The sequence below is a fragment of the Amycolatopsis sp. lyj-112 genome (assembly GCF_046549055.1).
Taxonomy (GTDB): Bacteria; Actinomycetota; Actinomycetes; order Mycobacteriales; family Pseudonocardiaceae; genus Amycolatopsis.
Genome location: NZ_JAJPWS010000004.1, coordinates 143,628 through 158,563, shown reverse-complemented (window position 1 = coordinate 158,563; position 14,936 = coordinate 143,628). Strand labels below are relative to the sequence as shown.

Sequence of the window (14,936 nt, the reverse complement as noted above, 5' to 3'; positions counted from 1 at the left end):
TCCGGCGTTCTCGCCACGCACCATAGTCGCAGACGGCCCTCGCCGGTGTGGACCGTTCGCACCACAAGTGATCACAAATCGCTTACGCCGATCAGCCCATCCTGGATCGCTCGCGCCACGAGCGCGGCCTTGGTCGGTGCCTCCCGGCCGATCTGGGCGTATTTGATCCGGATCCGTTCGAGATGCGAGTTCACCGTGTTCGGCGAGATCCCCAGCCGGTGGGCGACGAAGTCCTTCGACTCCGACTGGAACCACTCGATGAGCACCTCGGTCTCCCGTGCCGAGAGGGCGGGACGCCGGTCCGAGCGGTCTCCGGCGAGCGCGCCCGCGAGCGATGGCGGGGTGTACGGCCGGTCGGTCGCCGCGGCGCGCACCGCTTCGAGGAGGTGCTCCGCGCCTTCGGCCTTGGTGAGGTAACACAGCGCACCCAGTTCCAGGCACTGCAGGACGGTCTCGTCGTCGGCCCGCATCGAGTAGACGACCACGCGGCGGCCCGCCTCGGTGAGCCGGCGCAGATCGCCCATCGCCGGGGTGGTGCTGTTCAGATGCAGGTCGAGGATGACGACGTCCGCTGTCGCTCCTTCGCCGATCCACGCGGCCCGCACGTCCTCGCCTTCGGCCACCACGGTCACCGGTGGGCTGCCCGAAGACAGCCAGTGCACGACACCGGCCCGGACCGCCGGATGATCGTCGACGACCACCGCGGTCAGTTCGGTTCCGAACGCCATTTCGCCTCCATCCACGAACGTTCACCCCAGGCGTGCCATTCGACGTCGACGGGGCCCGATCCGTTCGGCGTCGCGCCGGGTTCACCGTCGGTGATCGCCGCGACGCGGACCTCGTCCCCGGTCCGCAGCACGCTGACCCTGGCCTGCGAGCGGGCGGCCACGAGCGCGGTCATCAGCGGGGTGGTCAGCTCGCGGCGGATCTCGGTCGGCACCGGCGCCGGTTCCCCGCTGACGGCCAGCGTCACCGTCAGACCGCGCCGTTCGGCGAGATCGACGCAGGCGGACACCTCGTGCACGAGCGGGTCGGGGACGTCGTCGTTCTCCGCGAACAGCCGTCGTAACTGGGTGGCGGCGAGCGCGCACCGCCGCCGGACCGTCTCGTCGCGCGGGTCGAGGGTGCGGTCGGCCAGCCCGGCGAGCAACGGCAGGGTGGTGCCCAGCTGACCGGCGAACCGGCTGCGCTGATCGGCCTCCTGGTGTTCGGCGAGCGCCTTGCGGTGTGCCAGCCGGTCGCGCTCGGCCGATGCCTCGGCGGCTTCGCTCGCCCGCCGGTGCACGACCATGGCCGTGGCCAGCGTCGCCACTTGGAAGCTGATCACGCTGAGCCCGCTGATCATCACTCCGCCGATCTCGGCCCGGTCGGCGGGAGTCGAGGTGACCAGCCGGAGGATGTCCAGCGCCAGTTGCGCGCCGAGTGCGGACACCGCGGCCACCGGCCGGTCGAACAGCAGCACCAGCAGATGCCAGCCGGCCAGGCCGAAGACCCAGTGCCGGTCGCCGAACAGCTCGCCGGGAGGTACCGCGGAGGTGGCCACCGCCGCGGCGGCCAGGACGACGACGGTGCCCGCCGCACCCACGGGCCAGGGGACCGGCCTGCCGCGCAGCACCCACCACGACGCGACCACGAGGACCGCGCCCAGCGCCGCGAACGCGGACCAGCTCTCGGCGCCGTTCACTCTGGGCGTGCTGAGGCCGACCTGGATCACCGCGGTCACGGTCAGCAGCGCGATCCGCCAGCCGCCGAGCACCCGGTCCGCCGTCTCACCCATCGGGCCACACCAGGTCCACCGTGGTCCCCGCGCCGGGCCTGGAGGTCACGGTCGCCCGGCCGCCCGCCGCGGCCATCCGCTCGACGAGCGAGCCCCGGACACCGCGACGCTGCGCCGGCGTCCCGGCCGGATCGAAGCCCCGGCCCTCGTCCCGGACGGTCACCCGGACCCCGTCCTGGACCGTCAGCCGGGCCTCGCCCACGCCGGCGTGCCTGTCGACGTTCACCAGCGCCTCGCGCACCGCGCGGACCAGCGCGAGCGCGACCGACGCGGGCATCGGGGGAACGGGCGACCAGCGCGCGTCGACCGTCACCGGGCTCTGCGCCAGCACCCCGCGCAACGACGCTTCGAGGTCGACCATGCTGTCCTGCCCGGAACCGCCGGACTCGCCGGTCAGGATCGCCAGATCCCGCCGGGCGTACTCGGCGACCTCCGCCGGGTCGGTGGTTCCCCCGCGCTGCGCCACGGTCAGGAAGGTGGCTGACGCGGTGTCGTGCAGGACGGCCAGATACTCCCGCTCCTGGCGGCGTCGTTCCTGCGCCAGTGATTCTTCCCGCGCCAGCCGGGCCCGCCGCTCCCGGAGGTGGTCGATCCGCTTCGTCGTGCGCAACAACAGCAGGAAGGCGCCCCGCGCGAGGACGGCCTCGATCAGCACGCGCAGCACCGTCGTGAGGCCGTTTTCCATGCCCAGCGGGATCACCTGGATCGCCAGCAGGCAGGCGACGGCGGGCACGGTGACCTTCGGCGGCCATTCCCACTGCAGAGTGATGGCGGTGAGGGTGAGGACGTTCAGCGCCCACTGGTTGATTTCCCCGGCCTCGGGTGCGGTCAGGAACTGTGTCCCGCAGATCGCCCCGGCGCGGAGCATCGCCAGCGTGAACGCCACCGGCCTGCCGCGGCCGGTCCTCCCCGCGACCAGTTCGGCCAGCCCGGCCACCAGGGCCAAGGCCAGCAGCCCGAAGCCCAGCGGCAACGCGCCCTCCGGGGTCGCGAGCACCCCGAACACGCTGATCAGCAGCAGCACGGTGCCTCGCGCGGGACCCGCCAGCCTGCCTGTCACCGCGAGGAACTCCGCTTCGACGGAGGTCTCACGAGCAGGCGGCACGGGCAGAAGTCAAGCAGACGGGGTGAGGGCGTGCACCACCCGGCGGGCGTTTGTGTTCTCGCGGTAGCGGACCTTCGGAAACGGGTGATCGGGGTGGGTTACGGACCTCGCCCGGTCGGGGGTAATTTCGCATTCCGATTGTGTTCGCCCGGTCTCCAGGCACAAGAATCGGCCCCATGCGTGCAAGGCGATTCGCCACGATATCCGCCGGTGCCGCCGCGGCGGTGTGCGTGGCGGCCCTGGTGGTCACCGGTGGTGCGGTCGCGGCACCTTTACCGGGCGGGCTCGGGCCTTGTGTCGGAGACGCCTGCCCCGGCAAGTATCCGCCGGTGAACAACCTGGACTACGCGGGTCGGGACAACGGCATCAACGTTTATGTCGGCGGCGATTTCCAGGTACGCGGAGCGGCGGCGGAAGCCGAAGGCCGAGTGGTCGTCCTCGGTGATTTCGACATGGCGAAACGCGCCGGAGCGTCCTCTGTGTACAACGTCGGCGTCGCCGGGGTCGGCTCCCGCGTCCCACCGCCGGACGGCGCGGATTTCCTGACCACCGGGGGGAACGTGAGCATCGCCCGGGAACAGCGGCTGCTCGCCGAAGACGGAGTCGTCCGGCACGCGGGAACCGCCACCGGCACGGTCATCGGAAAACTCGAACAGGACCCGGACGCGGCGAAGCCCTATTCGAGCCTGCGAGAAGATCTGCGCCTGGCGAGCGAATGCTATGCGGGCCAAGGTGCGCAACCACGACCCCCCACGGGCACGGCACGCAATGACGGATACCGGACCCTGTTTACCGGGGACGGGAAATCCGCGTTGCAGGTGTTCACCGTGGACTTCGACCTGACCGGCCGCACCGGCGGAATGCAGGGAATCGAATTCGAGGGAATCCCGGCCGGGGCGACCGTCCTGGTCAACATGGTCGGCGCCGCCCGGACCATCAATACCTACACCGGCGACCTGAATGACCAGGACCCGCTGAACAAACTGCGGGAACGTCTCCTGTGGAACTTCCCCGACGCCACGCGGGTGACGATCGCCGGAGGCGCCCAATTCCAGGGCAGCGTGCTGATCGGTGATCCGGGCAGCCAGGCGACGATCACCGCGTCCGGGATGAACGGCCGGTTCTTCACCACGGGCTCGCTGCTGCACACCTCGGAGGCTTCCGGTGGTGGCGGGCAGGAGTTCCACGCGTACCCGTTCACCGGAGACCTGCCCGACTGCGTCACCACGCCGACCTCGACCAAGACCTCGACCACGACGTCTTCGTCGAGCCTCACGACGAGTAGTTCGACGACGACCAGCAGCACCACGACCACGTCCAGCCCGTCGTCGAGCACGAGCACCACGACTACGACCACGTCGAGTTCGACGACCACGAGCAGTACGACGTCGACCAGCCCGACCAGCACCACGTCGACCAGCACCACGTCGACCAGTGCCACTTCGAGCGGCACGTCGTCGAGCACGGCGCCCACGTCGACCAGCAGCAGCACGTCCAGCACCACGCCGGTGCCGGGGGTGTCCACCAGCGCCACCCCCGGGCAGCCGGGGGCGACCACCCCGGGTGGCGGCCCCACCGACAGCGGGCCGCTGGCCTCGACCGGCGGTGAACTCCGCGGCATCCTGACTGCCGGCCTGTTCCTGCTGCTTCTCGGTGGCGCGCTGGTGGCGCTGACGATCCGGTCGAGGCGCCGCGAGTCCTAGGCGACGCGGTCGAGCGCGGTGTCGATCACCTCGCGGCGGTCCGCCAGCAGTGCCTCCGCGGCGGTGCGGCCCGTCGCGGCCAGGTAGGCGTCGACGAGCCGGTTGCCGACGGCGTACCCGGCCCCGGTCGGCAGTCCGACGGGAGTGCCGCCGTAGCGGGCGGCGGTCTCGTCGCCGTGCACCCAGGCGGCGAAGTTCTGCATGCCGGTGATCTCGAGGCCGGAGACGACCTTCATGAACACCGCGTCGTCGTCCAGGTGCGGCACGCCGATGCGGGTGTAGCCGAGTTCGTCGCCGTACAACTGGCGGGCGAAGGCGTCGGCGAGCCCCTCGGACACGATCTGCTCGCCGACGGTCACCGTCGCCGGATCCCAGACGACGCCGCCGGTGCTGTAGCGGAGGTTGTGGTTCAGCTCGTGGACCGCCGTCGCCTCCAGCCGCGCCAGGTTCTCCGCGTACGGCCAGAAGTTCAGGTAGATGTACCCGGAGACGCTGCCGTTGGCCGTGAGACCCAGGTTAGGCCCCATGAAATGCGCGTCACCGGGGTCGCCCAGCACGGTGAGGACGGTGATGTCCGGGACCGCGAGCCCGGGCGTCGCCGCGACCTGGGCCACGACCGCGTCGTCGAGGGCACGCTGGATCCGGTTCCAGGCGTCGGCCTCGTGCAGGGCCTCCAGCGCTTCCCGGCAGCGCTCCTCGTCGCGGTCGAGCGGGAACCCCGAGCTCATCGCGTGCATCGCGACGAGGTCCACCTCGCCGGGGAAGTACCGGTACATCCCGGCGGCGGGCTCCGCCATCGCCTTGAGCAGCTCGGGACGGTCCGCTTGCGGCGCGCGCAGGATCTCGCGCATCGCCGGGTAGGTGTTCAGAACCTTGATCGTCATGACGGTCACGGTAGAGTCTCCAGTCGGTGGAGACTCAAGCCTCGTGAGCGATTCGGGTCCTCAGGGCCCAGAGTGTGGCGGACACGCGTGCCTGGAGGGACGACACGTGTGTCCGGACGGACGGCGAGCGTGTTCAGGCGGACGACACGGGGCTGAATCCGGCCGCGGGCGTGTCGTCCATCCAGTCACACGTGCCGTCCGCTCAGTCACACATGTCGTCCGTCCACTCACGACCTCACTCGCCGAGGAACTCCGCGACAGCCTTCCGGCCAGCGTCACCAGGCTCCCGGTTCTGGATCGAATGCGCGGCGCCCTCGACGATCACGACCTTTCCCCGCGGCGCGACCTTGGCCTCCGCATACGCCCATTCCATCGGCGTCGACAGGTCGTGGTCGCCGTTGAGCAGCAGCACCGGAACGTCCGGCAGTTTCCCGGCCGGGTTCGAGTTCGGAGGCGAGGCGGGCCACGGCAAGCAGGTCTGCACGAAGCCCACCCCGGTCGCGACAGCCGGGCTGAACGGCCACGTGTCGCGAGTGCTCAGCCGCTTCTCGGCGAGTTTCAGCAGGGGCTCCCGGACGAACCCGGGAGAACCGGCGTCGCCCCACGGGAAGCGCATGTCCGAGCACAGCGTGGCGGCGTGCAGGCCCGCGCTGAACGAACCGAGCGGGTCACCGCCGGACGCCAGATTTTGGAGCAGCGAATCCAGTTTCGCGGTGTCGCCCGCTCGGGCGGTGCGCAGCGCGGTGATCAGGTCGGTGCCCATCACCGCCGGATCCCGGTAGGTCGGGTCGACGAACTCGTAGGTGACGATCATGTCGAACAGTGCGACACCCGCGGCGGTGTCGCGGTCACGGACGAGCCACGCGAGGTCCTCGGCCGGGTCGGAACCGCAAGCCGGTGGTTTGGCGCAGGCGCTGCGCAGCACCCGCGCGGTCGCCGTCAGGGACTGCAGGTAGAGCGACTGCTCGACCGTCGCGTGATGGGGGAGCACCGAATCGAGGACGACCTTCGAGACGTTGCCCGGATGCGCGATGGCGTACCTGGCCGCGGTGAACGAACCGTAGGAAACCCCGTCCACCACCATTTTCCGGACGCCCAGCGCCCGGCGGAGCAGATCGAGGTCGGCGATCGTCGAGTCGCTGCCGTAGAACCGGGTCTTGTTCCCGAGGACGGCGGCGCATTCCGAGACGGCTTCCCGGGTCGGCGGCTCGATGTCGGAACTGCCGACCTGTGCCTGCAGTTCGGGGCAGTCGAGGGCGTTCGGTCCGGTCCCACGCTGGTCGATCATCACCAGCCGGTGGTCCTTGAACACCTCGGGCATGCGGTCGAACAGCTTGGTGCTGAACGGAACCCCCGGCTGCCCGGGGCCGCCGGTGAGGAACAGCAGCACACCTTTCGGCGCGTCCGCGTTGTTCGCGGTGGCGACCGGGAGTTTCAGGGTGCCGGGGGTGCGGCCGCGATGGTCGAGCGGCACGGTCAGCGTCGAGCAGGTGAACCGCGCGTCGTGCGCGCAGGTCCGGGGATCTTCGAGGCGCGGGCCCGCGGCGACGGCGGTGGCCGGTCCGGTGAGCCCGGCCGACACGGCGACGATCGCGGCGAGGGTGAGCAGTTTCGATCGCATGGAACCGATTCTGCCCAAGTGTGACCCAGGTCGCAGTCGCTTCACCGAACCGGAACCAGGGAAAATCCCGGATGCCGGTGGCGACGGCGGCTCCTACCGTCCTGATCATGATCCGACGGATTCTGCTGGCCGTTCTCGCCGGGGCGGCGGTCTGTCTGCTGCCGTGGACCGTCTACCTCGCGCACACGCTGCCCGACAGGTACGACACCGGTCAGTGGCGGACGGCCTGGGTCGGCTTCGACATCGCCCTGCTGCTCTGCTTCGCGGCCGGGGCCTGGCTGGGGTTGCGGCGGCGCCGCGCGGCCGTCCCGCTGTTGTCGGCCACGGCCGCGATGTTGTTCTGTGACGCCTGGTTCGACGTCATGCTCGGCTGGACCTCGCCCGATCGATGGGCCAGTGTCGCGCTCGCAGTCTTCGTCGAGGTGCCGGTCGCCGTAGTGCTCCTTCTCGCCACGCGGCGGCTCCTGAGCGGCGGTATGCGGCAGCGATCGGTGACGATGGCCGACATCGCGATGCGGGAAGACCCGCGATACCAGCAGGTCGTCCGCGAGCTGCCCGCCACCGCCGACGAAGTGGCGCGGAAGGCGGCTCTCGGCCGCGACGAGGTCGAAGAGTTGCTGAAAACCTTGCAGGACAACGGGTTCGTCCGGCGGGGCCGGAAAGGCGCCTGGACCGCCGTCCCGCAGGATCTGCGTGAGCCGAAGCCGGACGAGTTCGACGAGGCCGACCGGGAGCGGGTCGCCGCGTTCCTCGACCAGAAGTACGAACGCGAGCTCGCGTTGCTCTCCTGGGCGGCCGAGAACCGGGACGACTTCGGCCCGTGGGCGACGGCGCAGCGGACGTCGGCGCGGCTGACCGAGGCGGAATTCCGTGAGCTCGAAACGGAATACCGTGAGCTGATCCTCCGATTCTGCCAGCGGCGACGTCGTCCGATGACCGACGAAAAGGAGCTTTCGGTGCGCTTCTACGCCTTCCCGTCGCCGGAGGCCGTCCCCTCCTGAGTGTGGCGGCCCGCCTGGTAGGCGAGGAAGGTGTCCAGCGTCGCCAGCCGGTGCTCGCGGACGGCTTGTTCGATCTCGCCGGCGGCCGCGCCCCGGTCGAACAGGTCGAGGATCTTCAGGTGCTCCCGCACGGATTCGTGCGCCCGCCCGGGGACGAAACTGAACGTCGAGGTGCGCAGTCCGGCGAGCCGGTTCCAGCCGCGGTCGACCAGATCGAGCACCTGGGGATTGGGGCAGGTGCCGAACAGCGCCCGGTGGAAGTCCCGGTTCAGCGCGGTGAACCGGGACGGCTCGAAATGGTCGAGGCAGGCGGTGAGTTCCGCGTTGATGCCCTTGGCCGTGTCAAGTGCCTTGGCGGGCAACGACGGCGCCGCCAGCGCGGCGGCATAGCCCTCGACGAGCGCGAGCGTCTGCATCGTGTGCTGGTAGTCGCTCTCGTCGGCCATCGCGACCTGCGCGCCGATGTTGTGTTCGTAGGTCACCAGTCCCTCGGCCTCCAGCCGCCGGACCGCCTCGCGGACCGGTACCGGGCTGAACCCGAGTTCCTGCGCGATCTGCCCGAACACGAGCCGGTAGCCGGGGGAGAAGGTGCCGTCGCCGATGCGGGCCTTGATCCACTGATAGGCGATCTGCGACTTGCTCATCGCGGTCGAGTTCACCGCGTCGCCGGCTGTCACGAGTAGTGCAGCCAGACGGATTTGATCTCGGTGTACGCGTCGATCGCCCACGGGCCCATCTCGCGGCCCCAGCCGGACGCCTTGTAGCCGCCCCAGGGCGCGGCCATGTCGGGGATCGGCGGCATGTTCACGAACACCGCGCCCGCCCGGATGCCGTTGGCGAACCGCTGCGCGGTGCCGATGTCGCGGGTCCACACGGTGGCCGCGAGCCCGTATTCGGTGTCGTTCGCCCTGGCCAGCAGCTCGTCCTGGTCGTCGTAGGCGGTGACGGCGAGGACCGGGCCGAAGATCTCCTCGCGCATGATCGTCATGTCGTCGGCGACCCCGGCGAACAACGTCGGCGTGTAGAAGTAGCCGTCCCGGTCGAGCGCCTTGCCGCCGGTGACCAGTTCGGCGCCCTGTTCACGACCGGTCGAGACAAGGAAGTCCACGTGTTCGCGGTGCTTCGCGGACACCAGCGGGCCGAGCTGCGTCGACTCGTCGAGGCCCGGTCCCAGCTTGAGCCCCTCAAGACCGGTGCCCAGTTTGTCCACGAACTCCTGTTCGCGCTTGCGGTCCACGAAGAACCGGGTGTACGCGGCGCAGACCTGCCCGCTGTTCAGCGTGGCGCCCGCGAGGTTGCCCGCGACGGCGGCGTCGATGTCGGCGTCCGAGGCGATGATGCTGGGTGCCTTGCCGCCGAGTTCGAGGGTGAGCCGTTTGAGGTTCGACTCGGCGCTGGCGGCCGTGATCAGTTTCCCGACCGCGGTCGAACCGGTGTAGGACACGTGATCGACGTCGAGGTGCGCGCTCAGCAGCGCCCCCACCGCGCCGTCGCCGGTGACCAGGTTGACCACGCCCGGCGGGAACCCGGCCTCGTGGACCAGTTCCACCAGCCGGATGCTGGTCAGCGGGGTGACCTCACTGGGTTTGATCACCACGGTGTTGCCGGTGGCCAGTGCGGGCGCGAGCTTCCACACCAGGATCATCAGCGGGAAGTTCCACGGCGTGATCAGCGCGTTCACCCCCACCGGCTCGCGGCGGGTGTAGTGCAGCGTGTCCGGGAAGGACACCGGGTTGGTGGTGCCCTGGATCTTGGTCACCCAGCCGGCGAAGTAGCGCAGGTGCTCGGCGGCGCCGGTGACGCTGACCTGCCGGGAGATGCCGATCGGCTGCCCCTGGTCGCGTGTTTCGAGCGCGGCCAGTTCCTCGCGGTGCGTGTCGACGAGGTCCGCCAGCCGGAACAGCAGGGCCGCCCGCTGGACCGGCAGCAGCCCCGCCCACGCGGGGTCGCTCAGCGCGCTCCGCGCGGCACCGACGGCGGCGTCGACGTCGGCTGCCGAGGCGGTGCCCACTTCGTCGATCACCTTGCCGGTGGCCGGGTCGTACGTCGGCAGCGCGCCGCCTCCGGCGGCGGTCCACTGTCCGTCGATGAACAGGCGTGTGGCCATGGCAAGCTCCTCCTCGACCGGTGTGTGATCGAGTATCGGGCGCCGCCGGTGCCCCGGTCTTGCCCGCCAGGGCACGCCGATTGTCGGCCAGCGAACCGAATCCGCCGGACGGGGTCCCGCCTTGCGAGGGTGAGGGGCATGGACGTCATCGTGGTGGGTGCGGGTTCGGCCGGTTCGGTGGTCGCCAGGAGACTGGCGGACGCGGGGGCGCGGGTGACCCTGCTCGAAGCGGGCGGGCCGGACACCAACCCGGCCATCCACGACCCTTCCCGGGCGGGAGAGCTGTGGCACGGCCCGGAGGACTGGGACCACCACACCGTGCCGCAGCCGCACGCGGCGAACCGGCGGCTGCACCTGCCGCGCGGCAAGGTGCTCGGCGGGTCGCATTCGCTCAACGCGATGATCTGGGTGCGCGGTGCTCCCGCCGACTACGACGGCTGGGATCTGCCCGGCTGGCGGTGGGACGACGTGCGTCCGGTGTACGAGCGGATCGAGAAGGATCTGCTCGACGTCGTGCCGAACGAACCGCTGCACCCGATCCAGCAGTCCATTGTGGACGCGGCGGTGGAGGCGGGGCTGCCGTTCAACCCGGACTACAACGGAGACGAACTCGACGGCGTCTCGGTGCAGCGCATCACCGTGCGGGACGGACGGCGGCTCAACACCTGGCTCGCCTACGGCCTGCCCGCGGCCGAACGGATGACCGTCCACACGGGAGCGCTGGTACACCGGTTGTTGTTCGAGGGCACCAAGGTGACCGGTGTGCTCGCCGAGGTCGACGGACGCCTGCAACGGCTCTTCGCCGACGAGGTGGTGCTCGCCGCCGGGGCGCTGTCGTCACCCGCGATCCTGTTGCGCAGCGGTGTCGGCCCGGCGGCCGACCTCGCCGTGCTCGGTATCGACGTGGTCGCGAACCTGCCTGGAGTGGGCAAGAACCTGCACGACCACCTGTTGTCCCCGGTCATCTTCGCGACCGATCGCCGTCAGGTGGAACCGCCCGCGCCCGGCCGCTCGGTCACACAGACGCACCTGTTCTGGCGCAGCCGCCCCGGCCTCGCGGTGCCCGACACCCAGCCGATCCACTTCAGCGTGCCGATGTACGAGCCGTGGATGACCGGACCGGAGACCGGGTTCTCGCTGATGGCGGGCATGGTCACCCCGCGCAGCCGGGGCAGCCTGCGGATCTCGGGGCCGAGCCCGTACGACGAGCCGTTGATCGACCTCGCCGCGCTGGAGAATCCGGCAGACTTCGAGAGCCTGGTCGCGTCGGTGGAGCAGTGCCGGGTGATCGGCCGATCGGCCGCGCTGGCCGGCGAATGGGGTGCCCGGGAGCTGTACCCGGGGCCGGCTGCCGACGTCCGCGAGTACGTTCGGCGGACCGCGATCACCTACCACCACCAGGTCGGGACCTGCCGGATGGGCATCGACGCGGGGTCCGTCGTCGATCCCGGGCTGGCCGTGCACGGGCTGACCGGGCTCCGGATCGCGGACGCGTCGGTGCTGCCGGCGGTGACCACCGGCAACACCAACGCACCCGCGGTGCTGGTCGGCGAGCAGGCCGCGCGGTTCATGCTCGACCGATGACGCGGCGCAGCCAGGAGGCCCGGGCGGCGAGCGCGGCCCGGGTCACCTCGCTGTCCGGCGCGATCCGGTCGAAACCGTGATAGGCGCCCGCCCACACGTGCAGTTCGGCAGGAACGCCGGCCTGCCAGAGACGTCGTGCGTAGTCGACGTCCTCGTCGCGGAAGATCTCGGCCGCGCCGACCTCGATGAACGCGGGCGGTAGCCCGGCGAGATCGGGTGCGGTCGTCGGCGTCGCGTACGGGGAAGTCTGTCCGTTCAAGAGGGACCGCCAGCCGAATTCGTTGGCGGCGCGACCCCAGACCCCGCGTTCTGCGAATTCCACTGTGGACGCGGAGTCGTTGCCGCTGTCGATCATCGGGCACAGCAACAGCTGCCCGGCCAGCGCCGGGCCTCGGCGATCCCTTGCCAGAAGGGTGATTCCCGCGCTGAGTCCGCCGCCCGCGCTTCCGCCGCCGACGATCAGTTTCGCCGGATCGAAACCGAGTTCGGCGGCGTTTTCAGCCATCCAGGTAAGTCCCGCGTAGCAGTCTTCCAGCGGCGCCGGATGCGGATGCTCGGGAGCGAGCCGGTACTCCACGGTCACCGCGACGAAGCCGAACTCTTCGACCAGCGGGACCATCCTGGGCAGGTCGGCGAACCGGTCGTCCAGCACCATGCCGCCGCCGTGGATGTTGTAGAACCCCGGAGCGCCGGGCTTTCCGTTCCGGGGCTTGACGATCGTGACGACGACATCGGTGCCGGGCACCGTCCGGTCTTCCCAGACGAGGTCACGGTCGCCGATGGCCTCGGCGCAACTCGGGTTCCCGTCGGCCATCGCCTGCCGGACGCTCGCCAGCGAATCGGCGCTCAGTGGTGGCCCGGACGGTAGCCCTTCCAGAGCCGCCGCGAGTTCGGGATCGAAGGCCGTCACGGTCCCTCCGGATCGACGGTGTCGCGGTCCGCCCAGAACGGTTCGACCAGTTCGCGCAGCTGTTTCGCACCGACTCGGTCGACGAGGTCGACCGAGCCCAGATTGTCCCGCAGCTGTTCGGTGCTGGTCGCGCCGAACAGTGTGGTCGTGTTGGCCGGGTGGGTGAGCGTGAAGGCCAGACAGAGCTGCGCCGGTGTCACACCGAGGTCGCCCGCGATCTTCGCGAGTTCCGGGGCGGAGGAGGCGATGCGTTCGCGGATGTCGCCGGGGTCCCGGCCGACCTGGCGCGCACCACTGTTCTTGCCCAGCAACACGCCGCCCTCGAAGATGTCCGAGGACTGCAGGGTGACGCCGAGTTCGCCGAAGACCTTCGCGAACGGCTCACCGTCCGGAATGGACCGTCGGGCCACGCTGTACTTCAGCTGCGCGAGGGCGGGGCCGGGTACGTTCTCGGCCGCGGCGAAGTCGTGCAGGGCCTGGATGGTGGTCGCGGACCAGTTGTTCACGCCCCACTGCCGGATGAGCCCGGCCCGGCGGAGTTCGTCCAGATCCAGCACGAGCCGGTGCAGGTCGGTGTCGTCCCGCCGGAGATCGCCCAGCACCACCAGGTCGGCGTGTTCGACCCCGGCGCGGAACAGCGCGTTGTCCAGTTGGTCCCGAAGGTTGTGCTCCGGATAACCCTCCAGCCAGAGCTTCGCCGACAGCAGGTAGTCCTCGCGCTTCAGCCCGGCGGCGCGGACCATGGCCGAGAACAGCACGTCGGTGAACACCGGTGTGCTGCCGGGGAATCCGTAGACGCCGACGTCGAAGAGCGAGATGCCGGAGTCGACCGCGGTGCGGACCAGCGTCACCGCCTCGCGGAAGTCCATCCGGTCGTAGGTGTGCCACGAACCGAGCGAGAGCACGCCGGTGAGCGGCCCGTCGCGGCCGATGCGACGCTGGGGGATGGCGGACATGCGGTCTCCTTAGTGTCTGGTGGTGAACCCGCGTCCGCGATCGCGTCGGAAGGGCGCGACCTGGCCATATCTCTCGCGTTGGCGGGGAAGGGCGCCCTGCCACCGCGATAGCGGGGCCTTCGGCGGGGCGGGTTCACGCGTTATCTCCCTTTTCGGGGTGCATCTCAGCTCCGCCAACAGGCTCTAAGGAAGACGAGGATCGATGACGGCTTTGAGTTCACCGAGCCTCGACATCGACTCGACGCGGTTCGAGGCTTCAGAGAGCCCGACGGGCGCGCTGAACAGTTCGTCCCAGGGCATCCGGCCGGCGAAAGTGCGGAAGAAGTCCACGGAGCGGTGGTAGTCGGCGATGTCGCCGTTGAGCGAGCCGGCGATCGTAAGTTCCTTGCCCATCACGGTGCCCAGCGCCACGGGGGAGGGGGCAGGGCCGGTGGAGCCGACGATCGCGACCGTGCCGCGCTGCGCGGCGAACGCGACCGCTTCTTCGCCGATGGTAGGGCCGCCCGCGAAATCGAAGACATGGTCGGCGCCGCGACCGCCGGTGAGTTCCTTGACCCGCTCGATACGTTCTTCGGCGCCGCCGTCGACCGGGATCGTCGTTGTCGCACCGAAACGTTCAGCCGTCTTCAATCGATCGGCCGGTCCGCCGAGGGTGATCACGTCGCCCGCGCCGGAGATACGCGCGACGGCGGTGGCGAACACGCCGAGTGCTCCCGCGCCCTGGATCACCACTGTCGCACCGGGACGGATGCCGCCGGAGCGCGCGACGGCCCGCAGCACGGTCTTCCCCGCACAGCCGGACATCGACGCCCAGGTGTCCTTCACGTCGTCGGGCAGCACGAGCTTGGCCGCACCGGGAGTCACGTAGCAGTACCGGACGAGGCCGCCGGTCGCGTAAGGGAAGACGTCGGAGCGCTGGAGGAAACCATAGCCACGCTTCTCGCAGGCGACCGGTTCACGCAGGATCGTGCAGCCGTAACACTTTCCACATGTCGACTCGGACCAGCCGATGCGGTCGCCCTCGGCGATCTCGCGGCCGAGCGTGTCGGTGGTGCCCGGTCCGACGGCCACCACCTCGCCGACCATTTCGTGGCCCAGCACCATCGGCAGCATTCCGGGGAAGGTCATCTGGCCCGACCAGAGATGCACGTCGGTGCCGCACAACGTGGTGCAGGTGATCCGGACCAGCGCGGCGCCCGGTTCCGGTTCGTCCGGCAGGGGAAGCTCCCGCAGGGTGAGCGCGGAACCGTGTTCGGTGAGCACCGCGGCTTCGGTTCTGTTGGCCATC

General features: G+C 70.1%; 13 protein-coding genes. 3 read left to right on the top strand and 10 right to left on the bottom strand.

Annotated elements, in window-relative coordinates; translation table 11 throughout:
• Positions 1–71: 71 nt before the first annotated feature.
• Genes ACLJRL_RS16595 through ACLJRL_RS16585 form a run of 3 tightly spaced genes read right to left on the bottom strand, consistent with a single transcriptional unit; the run spans position 72 to position 2,882 of the window.
• A complete protein-coding gene (locus ACLJRL_RS16595) occupies positions 72–728 on the bottom strand; it encodes a response regulator (protein WP_410657071.1) in 657 nt (218 codons plus the stop codon).
• The gene (locus ACLJRL_RS16590; protein WP_410657070.1) at positions 707–1,777 is read right to left on the bottom strand and encodes a histidine kinase; all 1,071 of its coding nucleotides are present in this window, start codon (positions 1,775–1,777) and stop codon (positions 707–709) included. Before ACLJRL_RS16590 ends, ACLJRL_RS16595 begins: the two co-directional genes overlap by 22 nt.
• Positions 1,770–2,882 (bottom strand): sensor histidine kinase, encoded by a 1,113-nt coding sequence (locus ACLJRL_RS16585; protein ID WP_410657069.1) that lies wholly within the window; start codon positions 2,880–2,882, stop codon positions 1,770–1,772. Before ACLJRL_RS16585 ends, ACLJRL_RS16590 begins: the two co-directional genes overlap by 8 nt.
• Positions 2,883–3,058: 176 nt before the next feature.
• Between ACLJRL_RS16585 and ACLJRL_RS16580 the strand changes: the two genes are divergently transcribed.
• On the top strand, positions 3,059–4,585 hold the full coding sequence (locus ACLJRL_RS16580; protein ID WP_410657068.1) for a choice-of-anchor A family protein: 1,527 nt from the start codon (positions 3,059–3,061) through the stop codon (positions 4,583–4,585).
• On the opposite strand, the gene ACLJRL_RS16575 is transcribed toward ACLJRL_RS16580, so the two are convergent.
• Complete coding sequence (locus ACLJRL_RS16575; protein WP_410657067.1) at positions 4,582–5,469, bottom strand: DUF2268 domain-containing protein; 888 nt, start codon at positions 5,467–5,469, stop codon at positions 4,582–4,584. The two genes, ACLJRL_RS16580 and ACLJRL_RS16575, sit on opposite strands and share 4 nt — an antisense overlap.
• Positions 5,470–5,704: 235 nt before the next feature.
• On the bottom strand, positions 5,705–7,090 hold the full coding sequence (locus ACLJRL_RS16570; RefSeq protein WP_410657066.1) for an alpha/beta fold hydrolase: 1,386 nt from the start codon (positions 7,088–7,090) through the stop codon (positions 5,705–5,707).
• Positions 7,091–7,197: 107 nt separating this feature from the next.
• On the opposite strand from ACLJRL_RS16570, the gene ACLJRL_RS16565 reads away from it, so the two are divergent.
• The gene (locus ACLJRL_RS16565; protein ID WP_410657065.1) at positions 7,198–8,091 is read left to right on the top strand and encodes a hypothetical protein; all 894 of its coding nucleotides are present in this window, start codon (positions 7,198–7,200) and stop codon (positions 8,089–8,091) included.
• On the opposite strand, the gene ACLJRL_RS16560 is transcribed toward ACLJRL_RS16565, so the two are convergent.
• Positions 8,055–8,768 (bottom strand): GntR family transcriptional regulator, encoded by a 714-nt coding sequence (locus ACLJRL_RS16560; protein WP_410657064.1) that lies wholly within the window; start codon positions 8,766–8,768, stop codon positions 8,055–8,057. The genes ACLJRL_RS16565 and ACLJRL_RS16560 overlap by 37 nt on opposite strands.
• Positions 8,765–10,198 carry an aldehyde dehydrogenase family protein gene (locus ACLJRL_RS16555; protein WP_410657063.1) on the bottom strand — a complete coding sequence of 478 codons (1,434 nt, stop codon included), beginning with the start codon at positions 10,196–10,198 and terminating at the stop codon, positions 8,765–8,767. The genes ACLJRL_RS16560 and ACLJRL_RS16555 overlap by 4 nt, the downstream gene beginning before the upstream one ends.
• A 138-nt stretch (positions 10,199–10,336) precedes the next feature.
• Between ACLJRL_RS16555 and ACLJRL_RS16550 the strand changes: the two genes are divergently transcribed.
• A complete protein-coding gene (locus ACLJRL_RS16550; protein WP_410657062.1) occupies positions 10,337–11,782 on the top strand; it encodes a GMC family oxidoreductase in 1,446 nt (481 codons plus the stop codon).
• Here the strand turns inward: ACLJRL_RS16550 and ACLJRL_RS16545 are convergent.
• From ACLJRL_RS16545 to ACLJRL_RS16535, 3 genes are all read right to left on the bottom strand, one after another.
• Positions 11,766–12,692 carry an alpha/beta hydrolase gene (locus tag ACLJRL_RS16545; RefSeq protein WP_410657061.1) on the bottom strand — a complete coding sequence of 309 codons (927 nt, stop codon included), beginning with the start codon at positions 12,690–12,692 and terminating at the stop codon, positions 11,766–11,768. The two genes, ACLJRL_RS16550 and ACLJRL_RS16545, sit on opposite strands and share 17 nt — an antisense overlap.
• Positions 12,689–13,648, bottom strand: a complete 960-nt coding sequence (locus ACLJRL_RS16540; RefSeq protein WP_410657060.1) for an aldo/keto reductase — start codon at positions 13,646–13,648, stop codon at positions 12,689–12,691. Before ACLJRL_RS16540 ends, ACLJRL_RS16545 begins: the two co-directional genes overlap by 4 nt.
• 183 nt (positions 13,649–13,831) lie before the next feature.
• A complete protein-coding gene (locus ACLJRL_RS16535; protein ID WP_410657059.1) occupies positions 13,832–14,935 on the bottom strand; it encodes a zinc-binding dehydrogenase in 1,104 nt (367 codons plus the stop codon).
• Position 14,936: the final 1 nt, after the last annotated feature.